Consider the following 18,508-nt stretch of genomic DNA (forward strand, 5'->3'; position numbering starts at 1 on the left):
AAGTTACTTCACGATAAGTTGCTGCAGATCGTAGTTGATGGTCTCTTGTACGGATTTCGGTACCATGGGACCAAACGGACTTAGGCGATTGACACCTTCACGCAGTCCATAGGTAACGTCACCTGAAGGCAATTTACCGCTCAGATACTGCTTGATTAACATTGAATAGATTTGAGGGACATCTTGTATCAAACACACCAACACGTTGTTGGGGGCAATATAGCGTTGATCAGCAATGTAGCCAATGGCGTAAATATTAGCTTTTTGAGCCACCATAATCACATCGAGGTTGAAGCTGTCTCCAGTGGTATAGATCACGTCTACATCTTCATTCAATAATTCCTTTGCGGCGATGATCGCATGTTGCTTATCAAAGAAGTCAGGTACCTTTTTTACAAGCACATTGATTTGGGGATTCGCCGCTCGCGCTCCTTCACGGAAGCCCTCAACTTGTCGAAACTCCGTTGGTTTGTCTACGACGATATAGCCGATATTCTTGGTCTTACTCATTAAAGCGGCTAGTTCGCCGATCAAAAATCCTGCAGGGCGCATATCGTTTTTGATCGCTGTCTGATTAGGAGCAAACGCTTCTCCATTAACCGAGACAAATCGGGAATTGGGATATAAAGGAGCTAATCGGGTGAACGGTTTGGAAAAAACGAAACCGTGACCCAGAATCAAATCATATCCTTCTCCAGCAAAATAAGAGGCAGAGCTCTCAATTTGCTCCGGCTTCAAATTATCGGCAACCGTCAGCTTAAATCCGTATTTTTCTTTGAGGTTCTCTAAGCTGTCAAAGGCGTAGCTGTTCCATCCCTGATCGTATGTAGGGCCTTCTAACAACAGGGCAATCCGCTGATAGGGCTTATGGGAGTTGACATCTTTGTTCAACTGTTGCAAATTGGTAACCAATTGATACGTTAGCAGGCAAAGTAATAAGACTCCGAACAAGCCCATGAGGATGTAGAGAGTTCGTAAATTGTTCGACATAGGATTCCTCACAAACTGTAGCATTCTGACGTTTATGTGCAAAGGGATGTGATCGTTTTGGTGGTACTTATATCCTATATTATAATGTTTCATGATTACAGAAGGAATAGAAAGTCGTTTATTAAAAAAGAAGAACCGCCTCCGAAGCGGAGACGGCCTGTATCGAGCTCAGGTGTCTGGGGTAAATCCGTTAGACATTGAAGACACATCTACCTCCTGAGATAGACTATCGCTTCAAAGATTCGGCTTACCAATCGACTTGGGGTGATGCTCGAAATCGTCCATGGCACATCGCCTCCTGAAAGGTCATGCCTGAAGATTTATAAGCTACTCACCAGAGCTCGATAATACTAGTTTGAACAAAACCGAATAGGATATGCATCCGCTTCAAAGTTCCAATGGTTGCCCAATTAGGAATCTTTCCTTAGGTAAGGGAAAGTACCGTGAAAGAGAGTGAGAATCCGTGAGTATAACCCGATTAGTGTACACAGTCTGTTTTCTTAAACAAAAGGACAAGCTGCTGATGTTGAATCGCGAGTCACAGCCGAACATGGGATTATGGAATGGAGTCGGCGGCAAGATTGAGCCGGGTGAGTCAGCGCAGGAAAGTGTTATTCGTGAGGTTCGAGAGGAAACGGGCATGGTGGTGGACCAGGTTCAATTTGGAGGAATTGTTACCTGGGAAGCCAGCCTGCCTCAGACTGATAAACCGGCAAAAGAGGGAATGTATTTGTTTCTTGCTGAACTTCCTGAAGATATGGAGATTACTCCTGTTCAAAAAATGGAGGAGGGTATTCTGGCCTGGAAAGAAATAAGTTGGGTAATGAACACCAAAAACCTAGGGATTGCGAGCAATATTCGCTCTTTTCTTCCGAATCTTCTGGCAGGACATGAGCCAAGAGAATACTTCTGCACCTATCAACAGGATCAGTTCTCAAATTGTGAAGTCCTGCCATTGCCTAAGCAAATTGACCCCATGATTATCAATCGGTTCCCCCAGTTTTTCACTTAAATTCGATTCGCTCCAAAATGACCAAAAAAATGCTGGATAACGCCTGATAGCTGTTCATCTTGCCGCATGCACCAAAAGATGTTTCGTTTAACCGTAATATTTTTAACGTATACACGAGCGATTTGGTTTGCGGCAACCAGATTCTGAACAGCTATTTGAGGGACTAGCATCGCTCCATAACCAGCAAGCATGGCTTGAATGGCCGCATTCATCCCGTGCAGCTGCAATCCGATTGGCGGAGGGGGAAGTTCTCTGGATTGACACAGAGTTAACAAATATTCTCTGGTTGAGCTTCCTTCTTCCCGAAATAGGAAGGGCTGCTTCATCATCTCTTCCAAGGTGACGGCCTGACCCGCGTAGGCATGATCTGCAGGCACTACAAACCACAATTCATCCTCACATAACACCTGTCTTACAATACCCGCTTCTTCCCAACCTCCGGCAACGATTCCCACGTCCGCCTGATAATGAATAAGTTGATCATACACATATCTTGAGTTTCCAGACGACATGGTTACATTGACATCTGGAAAGGCTCGTTTATAGGATGCTAACCACGAAGGCAACAGATATTGCGCAGGCAAATGAGTGACGGATAGACGAAGGGAGCCCAATTTACCCTCGCGAAGTTCATGCAATTGACGCTCTATTTCTTCTTCCCAGGCAAATAACCTCTTCGCATGTTGATACAGAAACTGGCCGGCAGATGTCAGCTCAATTCCTCTTCCATTGGGTTGAATGACTTTCAGCCCAATCTCCGTTTCTAATTTTCTTATTTGAGCGGTTACAGCTGGCTGAGTGAGATGAAGTTCAGCCGCTGCGCGCGTCACACTTCCGCACTCCGTTACACGTGAAAAAATTCGCAACGCATGTAAATTCATGAGAGGCCTCCCAAATCATCAATTTTATTTATATATCGGCTAAAATGATTGATTAGATTTAATGTGTAATCCCTCCTATGATGAATTCATCGACTTTGTCATGGCAGGAGGGAAGTACAGAGGATGGAGACACGCCATCAAGTGATTCGTCTAGCGTTAATTACGGCTGCCGCTTTGTTAGGTGATTCATTTCTTTATATTGCTTTACCTCTATTCTGGCATGAGGCGGGGCTGAACTCGCTATGGCAGGTGGGGATCCTGCTTGCGATCAATCGATTTATCCGACTGCCCTTGCATCCGCTCGTAGGCTGGTTTTATCAAAAAGTATCCATTTGGACAGGCTTGCGAATTGCTGTCGGCTTGGCGGTGATCACCACGGTGGGGTGCAGTCTGGTTCATACATTTGGCGGCTGGTTGCTCTTTCGGGCATTGTGGGGAGTGGCGTGGACACTGCTTCGTCAGGGAAGCTATCTACACATTCATCATGTGAGTCATTCGGGAAATCAGGGATATCTGAACGGGTTATTCAACGGCTTTTATCGTTTGGGGAGTTTGTTCGGGATGGCGGCGGGAGGAATTCTTTGTGAATGGATTACGTACGATCAGGTACTTCAAGGCTTCGCGCTTCTGATGTTGCCTGGCTTCTGGCTGATCCGACGATCCGGCGGTAAGGGTACGATCCCCTTAAAAGGGAATATCGACTTGAAGATCCCTCGAAGCAGACGATGGAGAAACCGTGAAATGGCTGTCTTACTCACTTCTATGGTCATTGCGTTGATTTATCAAGGGATGTTTACCTCTACGATCAGTCGGCTGGTAGCCATTCATGTTGGAGATCAGATAAGTGTCGGCAAATGGCTGATCGGAGCCAGTTCGATTGCGGGGGTTCTGCAAGGCTTGCGGTGGGGCTGGGAGCCTTGGATTGCGCCTTGGATCGGGAAAAAGGCGGATCAAACAGAAGATCGGCATTTTCTTTTCGGTGGGGTTCTAATCGGTGCGGCTTTCTTGTTTATCGGGATCCTCTCGAGTGTTTCGATTCCTATTTGGCTTTTGATGGTACTTGCCTTGCTGTTTACCGCATCACTCGTAACCACTCTGGTGGACGCGCTGATGACCGCAAGTCTGACCATTCACAATAGACATCGTTTCCTTCCGTCTTACACATGGGCGACTGATATTGGAGCGACGCTTGGTCCAATTATTGGCTTTTGGTTACCTGAACAAACCCTTCTGTTAGGGGCCGCCTGTTTATTAGTGGGCCTAGCAGGATATTGGATGTATATTCGCGGCAAAACGGTTCATACTACTTTCATCGGGCCCAGTGATCAATGATGCCGATGCGTCAAGTCTCTAAGGAGGCGAACTGCCGCAGATCATTCTGGGATCACCCAAACGACAACCGTCGAAGTAGTGGGAAACCGTACGCTCTAAGTATCTAACTCTATACTGGAGGTAGATGTGCTAAAGAGAAGTTACTTCCCATCACGTTGGGCTCGATGTAAGCCGTCTCCTTTTAGGAGGCGGTTTTTCCGTGTTGCGCGCTGTTAACGGATAAAAAAAGGACCGTTCCTCTGAGTTGGAAACGGCGCCTTTCACAAATTCAAAATAGGATCAATTGGTTTAACGGAAGCCCTTTTTCTTCAAAGCTTCAGCCTCTTTGCTTACTGTATTGGATGCGCGTGTCTGAGAAGGGTTTTCCTTTTCGCTTCTCTCACGTTTTACGCCTTCATGTTTGGTCATGGCGGTGCTCCTTTCCAAATCGGTAATGGATGAAGATGCCTATATCGTCAGGCTTTTTAGTTTGTGTCTCTTTTCTTGAAGAAATACTAGCATCAAGGCGGTTCAACAACAGCCCTAGATTACTTATACGACCGGAAAGTTTAATTGCTTTACATTGGTAAAGTAATTAAACTTTCCTTCCATTCGCGCAAGCCCGCTCAAGAAAAGATTTCGTCCGCTTACAGTCTCCTTGGAAGTGAAACTCAGCGACGTTTCAGCCCCCCGATGAGAGGGGAAAAGGGACGAATTCTTTTCTTGTGTATGAAAAAAACGTAATGAATGGTAAAATGTAGAACAGTTGCTGCATACACTGCGGTAGCGATATCAATAAAGGAGTGATGTTTTATGAGTATTGTTCTTAATAACCCAAAGCGTAATGAAGTAGTCAATGGATCACAGGTATCCTCCTTTATTTGGAGACAAGCGTAATCCAACTAGATGTGAGGATTCTTCTGTGATTCCGGCAACATAAATCACAAGGAGGAATCCTGCTTGAATCTTGAACAATTAGGCTGGAATGAACATTTTCAACAACATTTTGAAGCTCTTAAGACCAATGAATGGGTCGCGGCCCGCGTAGCTTTGGAGCATAAACATATGTATCGGTTATACAGTCAGCATGGTGAGTTACTTGCCGAAGTGTCCGGTAAGCTTCGATTTGGAGCAACGCTCAGAGAAGATTATCCGGCTGTAGGAGATTGGGTAGCTTGTTCCGCTCGTCCTGAAGAAGGGAAAGCAACGATTCACGCCATTTTGCCCCGCATTAGCAAATTCTCGCGTAAAGTCGCCGGTTCCACAACGGAAGAGCAGATCGTGGCGACCAACGTCAATACGGTTTTTCTCGTCAACGCGTTGAACAACGATTTCAATCCACGACGCATTGAGCGTTACCTGATTATGGCCTGGGAAAGCGGAGCGAATCCAGTTGTCATCTTGAGCAAAGCGGATTTGTGCGAAGATGTGGAAGAGAAGCTGAAGGAAGTGGAGTCTGTCGCCTTTGGAGTTCCCATTCATGTCATCAGCACGTATCAACAAGCAGGCATGGAAAGTTTGCACCAATACATTGGCAACGGACAAACGGTTGCCTTGCTCGGCTCCTCGGGAGTGGGCAAATCCACCTTGTTGAACTATTTGTACGGGGAAACCAAACAAGAAGTGCAAGAGGTTCGTGAAAAGGATGACCGCGGCAAGCACACCACGACTCATCGGGAGCTGGTGCTTCTGCCCGACAAAGGAATTGTCATTGATACGCCTGGCATGCGTGAGCTTCAGCTATGGGAAGCGGACGAGGGTCTGGGTGAGGCGTTTGAAGATGTGGAAACGATTGCGGCTAATTGTTACTTTTCGGACTGCCATCATCGAGATGAACCAGGCTGTGCCATCCAACAGGCGTTGCAGGACGGGACGCTTGACTCCAAGCGATATCAAAGCTATCAGAAGCTGCAAAGAGAGCTGGCTTTTCTGGCACGCAAGGAAGACCAACGGCTTCAGTCCCAAGAAAAAGACAAGTGGAAGAAACTCTCTCAAACTCAGCGAAAACAGAAGGTACGCCGATAAAATAATTTTGACTGCTCCCGTATGGAATTGCCTGCGGGAGCAGTTGATTTTTACCGCTTCGAAGGATTAACCCTATTTTTCTCTATTTTCTGGAGGCATTAAAATGGAGTATTTAGATGTATACGATGAAAAAGGCAATAAAACAGGAGATATTGTTGAGAGAACCCAAGCCCATAAAAACGGAATTTGTCATAAAGTCATTCACGTATGGGTCATCAATTCTAAGAATGAATTGCTTTTGCAAAAAAGAAGCAAGAACAAGGATCTGCATCCGGATAAGTGGTATGTTTCTCTTGGTGGACATATCACAAGCGGAGAGGACAATAAGCAAACCATCATCAGGGAATTTAACGAAGAATTAGGATTAGATGTTTCCAAACAGATTGACGATGTGCACTATTTGTACACGTTTAAGGAACTCATCATAGAAAATGATGGGACGTATATTGATCATTCATTTTATGACGTTCATCTTTTAAGAATCGATCATTTGAATGTAGAGGAATTGATTTTTCGGGATGAAGAAGTGCAGGAAGCGAAGTTTGTTACCTATGATGATTTTAAGCGTGCCGTACAAAATCTTGATAAAGACTATTGGATACATCGTGAAGGATTTTCAAAGCTGTTTACTTATTTGGATCAATATTCTGCGGAAAATTCCTAATAACCGGTAAAACTATGACGAAACTCGTAAGTTATGAAGAAGGGGATTGTCAACCGAAACAAACCCTGTTAAGATTCAAGCTGTAAAGATTAAGAATAGCGAACAGATAATCAAGTCAGCGAAGTTGTTCTCATTTGATTATTTGTAAAGGGTTACAAAAGAATATTCCGCGTGTTACTGATTCGATCAGGCATGAGTGAAAATAACCATTTATGAGCAATGGGGCGTACTCCCGTCGTTCATTGAGGTTATCTTCACCCATGCCTTTTGTTTTGGTTACATTCGAATTCTGACCTTTGATTAATCTGATCCGCTGTCCTTTTCTTCAGACACAACACAGAAAAGAGGGAACCATTGTGATTAAAAAATCATTCGGTACGCTCCAAAAAGTAGGGAAAGCCTTGATGCTTCCGGTAGCCCTTTTGCCGGCTGCGGGGATCTTGCTTGCGTTAGGTAACGCGTTGCACAATCCGGCATTGCTGAACCTGTTTCCTGGATTGGAAGCTCATTGGGTACAAGCCATTGCCGCCGTTATGGAACAAGCAGGGGGCATTGTTTTTGGTAACCTGTCCGTCTTGTTCGCGGTAGGTGTTGCCGTAGGTTTGGCCGGGGGCGAAGGTGTTGCCGGGCTGGCAGCGATCATCGGTTATCTAATCATGAACGTAACCATCAGCACGATTATGGGAATTACCCCTGCGCATATCGGAACGAATCCGTCTTATGCAAACGTTTTAGGTATTCCAACTATGCAAACCGGGGTATTCGGCGGTATTTTCGTCGGTGTCCTGGCAGCGATTATGTATAACAAGTTTTTCAAAATCGAACTTCCGTCATACCTCGGCTTCTTTGCCGGAAAACGCTTTGTGCCAATCGTAACTGCCGCTGTATCTGTCCTTTTGGGTATGGTGATGGTAGTTATCTGGCCTCCAATTCAACACGGATTGAACGCCTTCTCCCACAACATGGTTGACGCTAATCCAACGTTAGCTGCCTTTATCTTTGGTGTAATCGAACGTTCCTTGATTCCATTCGGCTTGCACCATATCTTCTATTCGCCGTTCTGGTTCGAGTTTGGTCAATATGTAACCAAATCTGGTGCGATTGTCCACGGGGACCAAGCGATCTTCTTCAACCAGATTAAAGATGGCGCAACGTTGACTGCTGGTACTTTTATGACAGGTAAATTCCCGTTCATGATGTTCGGTTTGCCGGCAGCGGCTTTGGCTATCTATCATGAAGCTCGTCCTGAACAAAAGAAAATTGTGGCTGGTATCATGGGTTCTGCTGCTCTTACTTCTTTCCTTACCGGTATCACAGAACCAATCGAGTTCTCTTTCTTGTTCGTAGCGCCTGTATTGTTTGGTATCCATTGTATTTTTGCCGGACTTTCCTTTATGACCATGCAGCTTCTCAACGTAAAAATCGGGATGACCTTCTCCGGCGGTGTGATCGACTTCTTACTGTTCGGGGTATTGCCTAACCGTACTGAATGGTGGTTGGTTATCCCTGTAGGCCTCGCGTTCGCAGTGATTTACTACTTTGGTTTCCGCTTTGCGATTCGCAAGTTTAACCTGAAAACTCCTGGACGTGAAGATGTTGTAGACGACGCTGACGCTCCAAAAGTAGAAGCGGGCGAATTAGCTCATCACGTACTTGAAGCCATGGGCGGTCAAGCAAATATTGAACATTTGGACGCTTGCATCACTCGTCTTCGCGTATCTGTAAAAGACATCAAACATGTTGACAAAGACCGTCTGAAAAAATTGGGTGCGGCTGGTGTAATGGAAGTTGGAAACAACATTCAAGCCATCTTCGGACCAAAATCAGACAACCTGAAAACACAAATTGCAGATATCATGCAAGGAAAAACTCCGACCAAATTTGTGGAAAAAACAAGCCCGGTAGCGTTGAACGTACCAGTTAACGCCAATGAACAGTTCATCGCTCCAATGAAGGGCGCTCTTCTTCCAATCGAAGAGGTACCGGACAAAACCTTCTCTCAAAAACTAATGGGTGACGGATTTGCCATTAACCCGACAGACGGAACAGTCGTAGCGCCATTCGATGGAACTGTAGCAACTTTGTTCCACACCAAGCATGCCATCGGACTTGTTTCTGAATTTGGCCGAGAAGTGCTGATCCACGTAGGTATTGATACCGTGAAGCTGAACGGTGAAGGCTTTGAAGCGCTGGTTCAAGATGGAGATACCGTGAAAAAAGGACAACCATTGTTGAAAGTTGACCTATCTTCTATCGAGAAACAAGTACCATCCATTATCACCCCAGTGATATTCACCAACCTGCAAGCTGGCGAATATGTGCATGTAGACGCAGCGAAAGGTGTTATCACGATCAGAAAATAAGCTATCGTTCAGAAAAAGTCTGTAGAGACTTTGTTTATCAAGACCTGATTTAAGAAAAGCCAAATAAAATAAAGCCTCGAACATATTGTATAAATCTAATATGTTTGGGGCTTTATTTGTTAGATTGGACATTCATTTCGTGTGGAAACTATATTTCATCATGCAAGAAGGAACTAGCACTAAAGTGAGAGCAGAATATGTTATAATTAGAGCGGTTTTAAATACCCTGACAATTTAGGAGAGTTACACTATGATCATCAAATTCATTCGTTTAAGGTAATGTAAGGTACAGATCACTTAACCCATCTATTTTTTAAACAAATGGTTTGGGTTTATTTGACTGTGCCTTCTTCATTCACCGATCACGAATGAATGGGGTGCTTTTTTGTGTCCAAACATAGTAAAAAGATGATAAGTGCAGCTGTTATTGCACGATTTCAAGATATATTTAGATGCCCGATATGTAGCGGTCAGATGCAAATGATCAATTTACAAAGTTTAATTTGTAGCAATCGGCATTGTTTTGATATTGCGAAGCAGGGATATGTAAACCTATTGTCACTAGCCAAAAAAACTAAATATGATAAACGAATGTTCGAATACAGAAGAATGATCAGCAAAAGCGGATTTTTTGATCCCTTAAATACTGTGATAAGCGATAAAATAATCAATCAACTCCGAATCAATGAACCGACAAGTATAGTAGATGCAGGGTGTGGGGAAGGCTCTCATTTAACTATGATTCAAGAAAAATTATTTCGGAAAACAACCAATTCTCTATTGGCGGTCGGAATCGATATTTCTAAGGAGGGGATCAGTAGCGCTGCGGCCGAATATTCCAATGCTATTTGGTGTGTTGCAGACATTGCGAACTGTCCATTTGCTAATCATCGATTCAATTTCATTCTTAACATACTATCCCCGGCTAATTATTCGGAATTTCAAAGACTGATTGCCGACGATAGTATGGTTATAAAGGTGATTCCTGAACGGGATTATCTTAAAGAATTGAGAGACATTTTTTACGAAGGAACTGAAAAACAGGATTATTCAAACGAAACTACGTTGGATCATTTCAATCAACATTTTGTGGTAACAGACGTTGAAAGTGTTCGATATCAAGTGAACTTGGGTGAGACGTATATCGAACCATTGCTTGGAATGACGCCGTTGTCTTGGGGGACAACAACGGAACGTTTGCAAAAAATTCAAGAGATGAAATTACAACAAGTCACTATGGACTTCAAGATTTTGATTGGTAAGAAATAACCTTTAGTGACATAGGTCTCTAAGCTAACGGGAATCGATAGCTCCTGAATACCTTTATATTTTCCAATTAGATTACAAAGGCACATATGCAATTAACATGTAGTTCTTTAAAATTGCTATATAGAACTGCAGAAATACTTTATTTTCTGCTGACAGCTGGATACATATAATCAAGGTGCGAATGACAGGCGGACAAGTGAGCAGGGTGCAGGAGATCGTAAAAAAAGGGGAATGAAAAAAACACCGCCAGGAAATTGGCGGTGTTTTCTGTTGGGAAAGCTGTTTATTTACCGATAATCATCATGTTTTGGGACAAATACATCCTCATCTGAACTGCGGACAAAAATGAACGGCTCCAGATTGCTGAGCCCATGCAAGCAGGTGTTGTGGTGTGCGATGATTTGCTCTGCATGAAGATCTCCGGGTTTGTGGCAGAAAGACAGAAATTTCTGCACATCCATCGTAGTTGGAAAATGGGATTTTCGTCCAATAAATTTGGTTTATTTTGGACGAATATCAGTTGACAGAACGGACCAATAGTTATATGGTTAATTACATGAGTAACTAACCAATGTGGTGGTGTGGATGATGACTTTCATGATGGACGACAGCCGCCCGATTTTTGTGCAGATTGCCGAGCATATCGAAGACGATATTCTCGAAGGTCGATTGCCGGAAGAATCGCAAGTGCCGTCAACAAATCAATTTGCATCGTTTTTTCAAATCAATCCGGCGACAGCGGCCAAAGGCGTTAATTTGCTGGTGGATGAGAATATTTTGTACAAAAAGCGGGGTATCGGCATGTTTGTAGCGACAGGCGCAAAAGCAAGGCTGGTGGAGAAGCGGAAGGAGCTTTTCTACGAACAGTATGTCGTGGCAATGATTTGCGAAGCGGAAAAGCTTGGTATTACGAAAGAACAATTGACGGATATGATCCGGAGAGGAGACGAAGCGAGATGAAGAACATCGTTGAAGTCCGAGGGCTGACCAAAACCTACGGCGGAGTCAATGCAGTGGACGATGTCAGTTTTACGATAGAATCTGGAAAAATTTATGGGTTGCTGGGCCGAAATGGCGCGGGAAAAACGTCGATCATGCACATGCTGACGGCGCAGCTGTTTCCGACAAGCGGGGAGTTGCTTGTGTTCGGAGAGGCTCCTTATGAGAACAATCGTGTATTGAGCCAGGTTTGTTTTATTAAAGAAAGCCAGAAGTATCCTGACCATTTTCGGGTGATCGACGTGCTGGATTTGTGTCCGGTGATTTTCCAAAATTGGGACCAGCAATTTGCTAATCAATTGCTGTATGATTTCCGTCTGCCACTGAAGCGGGCGATGAAGAAGTTATCGCGAGGCATGCTCTCGTCCGTCGGCATCATCATTGGTTTGGCGAGCCGCGCGCCGCTGACGATGTTCGACGAGCCTTATCTGGGGCTGGACGCTGTAGCGCGGGAGTTGTTCTATGACCGGTTGATCGAGGATTATGCGGAGCACCCGAGAACGATCGTTTTGTCCACGCATTTAATCGATGAGGTGAGCCGGATTTTGGAGCATGTGATCGTCATCGACAGCGGCAAGATTATTCTAAATGAGGAGGCGGAAGCCATTCGCGGGCAAGCATATACCGTCTTAGGCCAGGCAGAGAACGTAGAAGCCTTCATTTCCGGTCAGGAGACGATCGACCGTCAGCCGTTCGGCGTCCTTTTGTCGGCGACGGTGCTCGGAAGTCTGGTTCCACAAAGACGGAAGCAGGCCGAATCGCTGGGGCTGGAGCTTGCCACGGTATCACTTCAACAGCTGATCGTTCATTTGACCAAACGAAAATCCGATCACAGGGCGGTGGACATACGATGAATCAAATTGCAACGGTAATGAAAATGCATGCCAAGGATAAAGTGATGTGGCTTATCGTTCCGTGGTGTTATGTACTACTTCCTTCTTTTTTGATCAACCTGGCGATTGGCTTGATCTTTCGACCGGAAAAAGGGCTTTATACCGGTGGTTTGTCTTCCATCTTCGTATGCATGATGATTGTCGGTATAGTTACGCTGACGCAAAACTTTCCTTTTGCGCTTGGCATGAGCATTCGGAGAACGGACTTTTTCCTGGGTACCGTCATGATGGTAGTCGCCGTTTGCCTGGGTATTTCCGTCGTGCTTTTGGCGTTTTCGTTGGTAGAGGGCAATGGAGGTTGGGGAATCGGGCTGCATTTTTTCAACCTGCCGTATTTGAGCGACGGTTCCTTGTCAGACCGGTGGTGGACCCTGTTTGCGACAGCTCTTCATATGACCTTCCTTGGCTTCTTCTTTAACGCAATATTCAGGCGTTTCGGGAGGGCTGGGCTATCCGTCTTGTTCTCGGTTATTCTTCTTGCGGGGTCCGTGCTGGGGTTTCTGTGCACATATTACGGTTGGTGGATGGACTTTTTCAATTGGCTGACCGGACATTCCGCTGCCCAATTAGCTTCGTGGCTGTTTGGCGTCACGGTCATCTATGTCCTGCTGTCGTTCCTCATGATCCGCAAAGCAACCGTCGCTTAGCTTGTGACATGACAGTAGGGCCGTCAATCGAAATCTTCTTGTCAAAAACGGCAAACTATCAAGTGTAATAGACTTTGGTGTTATGGCAGTAGGCGATCCTGCAGTAGAATTAACCATGGCATGGACATTTTTTGACCGCGAGAGCAGGAACGTGTTTCTTCAATCGATGGGTCTTGACGTACGTGATTTATTTCAGGTCTATTCAACTAACGGGTTCGATAGTTGAACAAAGCGTGATCAAAGAAAGGGCCATCCCGCAAAAGGATGGTCCTTTAACTTGCCGTTAATTTGAGGTATTTCAATACAGGAATCATAGGTAAACCTTCTCCATCTATTAACATGTAACGTTGAATAATTGCTGCTTGCCCCGACGTTTCAGTCCCCCGATGAGAGGGGATGAGAGGGGAAAAAGGACAAATTCTTTTCTTACTCACGAAGTCACTTACCCAACATAAACTATCCTGAGTACATCGAGGGAGGGTTTCTTCACTTATGACCAAACCGATTATCGGGATATTAACATGGCGTCAAGACAGGCGATTCCAGGAGCCGGTTTATTTTCGCCGCCTAATTCAAGCAGGTAAGGAGCTGGGAGCGACTGTTTTTTTGTTTTCCCATCAGGATGCCAAGCTTGGAACCAGACAGGTGCGAGGGTTCGTGCCGAAAGCTGGGGGAGGGTGGGAGAGCCGGTTGTTTCCTTGGCCGCATGTAGTGATTGATCGCTGCAGGAAAAGAGAGACGGGGTATCTGCCTTTCCGCAAGAAGCCTTTGTTCACCTACGCCAACAGCACCTATACCAACAAGTGGAACGCGACTCAGTTATTTTTACAGGATGAAACCGTTCGGAAGTGGCTGCCAGATACGTATGCCTATCAAGCCGAGACCTTGCGCAAAATGGTGACTAAACATCCCATTGTTTACGTGAAGCCAGGCAATGGAACTGGCGGAAGAAGTATTCTTAAGGTAGCGAAAAACGAGCAAGGCTACACACTCCTGGGCAGAAGTCGCAACCTGGTCAAAACGTCCAACCGATTCCAAACAACAGGAGCACTTATCGCTTATGTGAATCAATGGGTGAAGCGGGAACAAATTCGCAATGGAAATTTCATGATTCAGCAAGGGGTTAATCTGGAGCTGATGCCTCATCGTGTAGTAGATACTCGACTGCTTATCCAAAAGAATTCAGAAGGAAAATGGGACATTACTGGAATGGGAGTAAGGATCGGGGGTTCCAACAGTTCTACCTCTAATTTGCATGGGGGAGGCAAAGCGGCCAACTTCGAGCAATTCATGACGGAGCGCTTCGGCAAGGAGCAGACCCGATTGATCCAAGCGGAATGTCACGAGCTTGCTTACAACGTCGTGCACTCGATTGAAAAGAAATTTGGCCGGATGATGGAATTTGGCCTTGATATTGGGATCGATGTGAACGGACGTGTCTGGCTTATCGAAGTGAATCCCAAACCAGGCAGAGAAATTTTCCGGGAGATGGGACAGATGAAGTTGTATCAAACGTCGATTCGCAGACCGCTGGAGTACGCGTTATCGCTCATTCCTGTGAAGCTCCATTAGTTATGAAAAAAGGAAAAAGCTTTCGTTCTCACTAAAAATCATTTACTATTTTTAAGAAGCAGACGATTCTGTTCATGGTAAAATGGTAGGGAGAAACTTTGGAGGTAGTGCAGCATGCGCTATGTTAACATTGATCAAGTTGAATCGGGAGACACACTTGCCCGTAGCATCTATAGCAGTGACGGACTCACCTTGCTGCAAGCGAATGTCCAGTTGACGGTGGGCATGATTCATAAGCTACGCAGGTTTGGTGTGAACATGTTGTATATTACCGATCCTAATTTCTCTGACGTGGAAGCAGAGGATGCGCTTACGGACGAGACCAAACGGGAAGCGATCTCCAATTTATCTACCGCCATACAATGTGTCCAATCCGGGAAGGGTATGGATCTTCGGAGTGTTCAAAAATCCATTAACAGCATTGTGGACGAGACGTTGAGAAATCGCCGTGTCTTGTTGAATTTGAATGATATCCGAACGACTGATAATTATTTGTTTATCCATTCACTTAATGTGTGCATGATGTCCACGGCGATTGGGGTCGGAATGGGTTACAATAACACGCAGCTGAAGGAATTGGCGATGGGGGCCCTTCTGCACGACATCGGCAAATCGGTTAAACAGGAAGACGAAATTCAAATTGCGGGGATGAACTCCGAGAATGACCACACATGGCTGGGCTTTAATCTTCTGCGTAAAAAACACGAAATGAGTATTGTATCTGCTCATGTCGCCCTTCAGCACCACGAATGGGTAAACGGTAATGGAAGTCCGCGCGGCTTGACTGGACCGGAGATTCATGATTTTGCCAAAATCGTCGCCATTACGAACTATTACGATAATTTGATTTCGCCATTTTCAGATGAAGAGACTTGCCGCCCCTATGAGGCGTGCGAGAAGATCATGGCGTTAGCCAACACTCGCTTTGACTTGGATATGGTCATTCGCTTTTTACGATCCATTGCAACCTATCCAACAGGCTCTTCTCTTCGACTTAGTACCGGAGAAGTTGGTGTGGTCATCGATCAAAACCGTGGGTTGCCTTCCAGACCGGTTGTCCGTGTCATCAAGAAGGATCACTCTCGAAGTCAACGAATGCAAGAAGACCATAACTTTAATGATATTGATCTAGGAACGGAAACGACAGTCTTCATCAACGGGGTACTAGAGTAGTTTGTCGAAAAATTGACGGATTACAAGGGAAAATACTAGAGAATCACCTGAGATTTTGACAAATTTCGCTAAGCGGTTTTTGTTATACTATTGTTAATTCAATCTCTTTTTCCTCTTTTCGTGCGCTCTTACGTTAGTAAGTTGCGCAATTTTTTTCCTCGATTGCCAGTAAATCACCCTTGGTATCTGTGAGCAAAGTCTCTTATAATCATAGGTGTGACATTTCTATTGCTTCAGACAACCGGATGCGATGCCGCGGTTGTCTTTTTTTATTATATTTGGAAAGTTGAATTGCTTTACGGTGGTAAAGTAATTCAACTTATCCTTTCGCGCAGCCCGCTGAAGAAAAGATTTCGTCCGCTCGTGTCTCATTTTAAGCGAAACCAAGCGCAGAGAACGAAGGAAGGAAAAGAGTCGGCATTCTTTACGTCAGTGAGAATCGAAGTGATTTTCTTGTCGACTCCCTTCCGTAGAGAGCGGGGCGGACAGTAGATTCTACACGCGAGCTTAAACAGAGCATAGAGGGACGAAGTCTTTTCTCACATACATATGCTTTTGGTCATAAAAATCTTGAGTAGAAAGTCATAACAAACTGGACTTTTCGTAAGAATTTTGTAAAAGTAATAGGAGTGGGACTTAAGAGGAGTTAGGGGGAGGCACTTGTGGCCCGGATACTTATCGTAGATGATGCTGCTTTTATGAGAAATATGTTAAGTCAAATGTTATCGGGAACACATGAGGTTTGTGGAGAGGCAAGCAATGGTGTAGAAGCTATTCAAAAATATAAAGACCTTCTCCCAGACATCGTTACGATGGACATTACAATGCCGGACATGCAAGGGATTGATGCTGTTCGCGAGATTATTGCCATAGATCCCAAAGCCAAAATACTCATGTGTTCTGCAATGGGTCAGCGCCAAATGGTCTTGGAAGCAATGAAAAGCGGCGCCAAAGATTTCATTGTAAAGCCGTTCCAAAAGGAAAGAATACTAGACGCGATATCACGTTGGGTATAGTTGAGGTAAGGGGAAACTGCTATGGTGATCATAGCAGTTTTTTATAATATCGGAATGTTTAATTGCTTTACAGAGTTAAAGTAATTAAGCATTCCTTCCATTCGCGTTAGCCCATCAAAGAAAAGAGTTTCGTCCGCTTGCAGTCTCCTTGGAAGTGATACTAAGCGAAAGAACGGAGGAAGGAATAAGAGTCGCCACCCAACCCCTTTAGGGGCGCGAAGCGTTTGGCGACTCCCTTTCGTAGTGAAAGAGCGGACTTTATTATCATCTCTGCGAACTTCCACAGAGCGAAAAGGGACGAAGCTCTTTTCTTATAGGAGGATGTGACATAATCCCGTGAAGTCTGGATATTTTGATCATTTCCAGCACGTTGATATTGAAGAGATTGCGGATGTTATCGGGGAACTGCTGCAGAACCCCATTACAATTGAAGATGCGGATCATAAGTTAATTGCCTACAGTTCTCATGGAGAGAGCACTGATCAGGCTAGATGGTCGACCATTATGGGCAGGCGCGTTCCCGAGAAGGTATTGACTCGACTTTGGAAAGACGGGGTATTTCAGCAACTGCTTACCCAGAGCGATCCGGTTCATATCCCGGCCAAAGACGAAGTAGGCTTGGGCAAACGAGTAGCGATAGCCATTCGTAAGGGAAACGACGTCCTAGGGTATATTTGGGCCCAAGAGGTGAACCGCCCCTTTACGGATGAAGATGATGAAATTTTGCGACAAGCGGCGCGAGCAGCCGTTTCGCGATTGGTTCAGCGTCAGGGCAAGCGTAAAGCGGAGGAGCAACGCAGAAAAGAGTTTTTCTGGGAGCTTTTGCTGGGGAACCACTCCAGTGAGACCGTGATCCAGCGCAAGGCTGAGACACTGCAAGCCACCCTGCCATCGCCTTTTCTTGTCTGTATCATCGAGGCAGACTCCAGCCAATTGGAGCAGCTGCTTTATCCGCTTTTGATCCGTGACAAGCTTTTGTGGGTCGTTGATGGTCAACAATTAATCCTGTTAATGGGTTTGCCCGCGATTGTAAAAGGAGATCAGAGCATTTTTCAACAGGCCGATCATTTTTTGCAGGAGTCTCTCGGTCGGGTTATGGACCGCATGGAGGGACATTCGTTTGGTGTGTACGGAAGATCCTACCAATCCCATGTGGATATCAAAAAAAGCTATCAGGAAGCCTTGCAAGTGTTGCATGTGAAGCGATTGTTTCCTCGGGAAACGACGAATGTGCAAGGATACCATGATCTTGGGATTTATCGATTTCTGACGGAGCTCAAAAAATGGGGCGACGCGGAAGGGTATGAGAATGAGCGATTAACCCGATTGCGGCTTTATGATCAGGAGCACCAAAGCAACCTTGTCCAAACGCTGGAAACCTATCTGGATGCCGCAGGGAAGGTAAACGTGACTTCTCAGCGACTTCATATTCATATCAACACGTTAAGCTACCGATTGCGACGAATTGAAGAGATTATGGGGATTCAGTTGGATGACCCCAACCAACGAACGGCTCTTTACCTGGACTTAAAGCTGGAAAAATTAAGCAAAGAGTCACAAAGGTGACATATTCGTTTGTGAAAATCCACAAATGGAGTCGTCAGTAAATCAAGGGAATCACCAATGAGGAATGTCTGAAAACGCTGTACAATGTGGATAATAACAGATTGTAAACGTACGAAGGAGGACATAA

Annotated in this window: 16 protein-coding genes and 1 pseudogene; 15 read left to right on the forward strand and 2 right to left on the reverse strand. The window is 45.1% G+C overall.

The genetic code is table 11. The features are described from left to right. Positions 1-3 precede the first annotated feature (3 nt). Entirely contained in the window at positions 4-990 is a 987-nt protein-coding gene (locus ACQCN2_RS12585; protein WP_426929264.1) for a BMP family ABC transporter substrate-binding protein, read from the reverse strand. Between the two features lie 463 nt (positions 991-1,453). Between ACQCN2_RS12585 and ACQCN2_RS12590 the strand changes: the two genes are divergently transcribed. After that, entirely contained in the window at positions 1,454-2,002 is a 549-nt protein-coding gene (locus tag ACQCN2_RS12590) for an NUDIX hydrolase (protein ID WP_426929265.1), read from the forward strand. Here the strand turns inward: ACQCN2_RS12590 and ACQCN2_RS12595 are convergent. Continuing rightward, positions 1,999-2,883 (reverse strand): LysR family transcriptional regulator, encoded by an 885-nt coding sequence (locus tag ACQCN2_RS12595; RefSeq protein ID WP_426929266.1) that lies wholly within the window; start codon positions 2,881-2,883, stop codon positions 1,999-2,001. The two genes, ACQCN2_RS12590 and ACQCN2_RS12595, sit on opposite strands and share 4 nt — an antisense overlap. 123 nt (positions 2,884-3,006) lie before the next feature. On the opposite strand from ACQCN2_RS12595, the gene ACQCN2_RS12600 reads away from it, so the two are divergent. The 14 genes and pseudogenes from ACQCN2_RS12600 to ACQCN2_RS12665 all read left to right on the forward strand — a co-directional run bounded on the left by ACQCN2_RS12600 (position 3,007) and on the right by ACQCN2_RS12665 (position 18,381). Beyond that, positions 3,007-4,215 (forward strand): MFS transporter, encoded by a 1,209-nt coding sequence (locus tag ACQCN2_RS12600; protein WP_426929267.1) that lies wholly within the window; start codon positions 3,007-3,009, stop codon positions 4,213-4,215. A gap of 939 nt (positions 4,216-5,154) precedes the next feature. Beyond that, positions 5,155-6,219 (forward strand): ribosome small subunit-dependent GTPase A, encoded by a 1,065-nt coding sequence (gene rsgA, locus ACQCN2_RS12605; protein WP_426929268.1) that lies wholly within the window; start codon positions 5,155-5,157, stop codon positions 6,217-6,219. A gap of 103 nt (positions 6,220-6,322) precedes the next feature. Next, positions 6,323-6,883, forward strand: coding sequence for an NUDIX hydrolase (locus tag ACQCN2_RS12610; protein ID WP_426929269.1), 561 nt, complete (start codon positions 6,323-6,325; stop codon positions 6,881-6,883). 359 nt (positions 6,884-7,242) lie between these two features. After that, positions 7,243-9,246, forward strand: a complete 2,004-nt coding sequence (gene ptsG / locus ACQCN2_RS12615; protein ID WP_426929410.1) for a glucose-specific PTS transporter subunit IIBC — start codon at positions 7,243-7,245, stop codon at positions 9,244-9,246. A 387-nt stretch (positions 9,247-9,633) separates the two neighbouring features. Continuing rightward, positions 9,634-10,515, forward strand: a complete 882-nt coding sequence (locus ACQCN2_RS12620; protein ID WP_426929270.1) for a putative RNA methyltransferase — start codon at positions 9,634-9,636, stop codon at positions 10,513-10,515. A gap of 588 nt (positions 10,516-11,103) precedes the next feature. Then, positions 11,104-11,475, forward strand: a complete 372-nt coding sequence (locus tag ACQCN2_RS12625) for a GntR family transcriptional regulator (RefSeq protein WP_426929411.1) — start codon at positions 11,104-11,106, stop codon at positions 11,473-11,475. Then, positions 11,472-12,368, forward strand: coding sequence for an ABC transporter ATP-binding protein (locus tag ACQCN2_RS12630; RefSeq protein ID WP_426929271.1), 897 nt, complete (start codon positions 11,472-11,474; stop codon positions 12,366-12,368). Before ACQCN2_RS12625 ends, ACQCN2_RS12630 begins: the two co-directional genes overlap by 4 nt. Further along, on the forward strand, positions 12,365-13,054 hold the full coding sequence (locus tag ACQCN2_RS12635; protein WP_426929272.1) for a hypothetical protein: 690 nt from the start codon (positions 12,365-12,367) through the stop codon (positions 13,052-13,054). Before ACQCN2_RS12630 ends, ACQCN2_RS12635 begins: the two co-directional genes overlap by 4 nt. A gap of 31 nt (positions 13,055-13,085) precedes the next feature. Beyond that, positions 13,086-13,232: pseudogene (locus ACQCN2_RS12640) on the forward strand (phosphotransferase); the annotation flags it as partial. Positions 13,233-13,546: 314 nt separating this feature from the next. Beyond that, entirely contained in the window at positions 13,547-14,626 is a 1,080-nt protein-coding gene (locus ACQCN2_RS12645; RefSeq protein WP_426929273.1) for a YheC/YheD family endospore coat-associated protein, read from the forward strand. Between the two features lie 114 nt (positions 14,627-14,740). Then, positions 14,741-15,799 (forward strand): HD-GYP domain-containing protein, encoded by a 1,059-nt coding sequence (locus tag ACQCN2_RS12650; RefSeq protein ID WP_426929274.1) that lies wholly within the window; start codon positions 14,741-14,743, stop codon positions 15,797-15,799. A gap of 228 nt (positions 15,800-16,027) precedes the next feature. After that, entirely contained in the window at positions 16,028-16,291 is a 264-nt protein-coding gene (locus ACQCN2_RS12655; protein WP_426929275.1) for a hypothetical protein, read from the forward strand. Between the two features lie 170 nt (positions 16,292-16,461). Further along, positions 16,462-16,815 (forward strand): response regulator, encoded by a 354-nt coding sequence (locus ACQCN2_RS12660; RefSeq protein ID WP_426929276.1) that lies wholly within the window; start codon positions 16,462-16,464, stop codon positions 16,813-16,815. A gap of 336 nt (positions 16,816-17,151) precedes the next feature. After that, entirely contained in the window at positions 17,152-18,381 is a 1,230-nt protein-coding gene (locus ACQCN2_RS12665) for a PucR family transcriptional regulator (RefSeq protein WP_426929277.1), read from the forward strand. Positions 18,382-18,508: the final 127 nt, after the last annotated feature.

This window comes from Brevibacillus ginsengisoli, assembly GCF_050113715.1.
Classification (GTDB): domain Bacteria; phylum Bacillota; class Bacilli; order Brevibacillales; family Brevibacillaceae; genus Brevibacillus_H; species Brevibacillus_H ginsengisoli.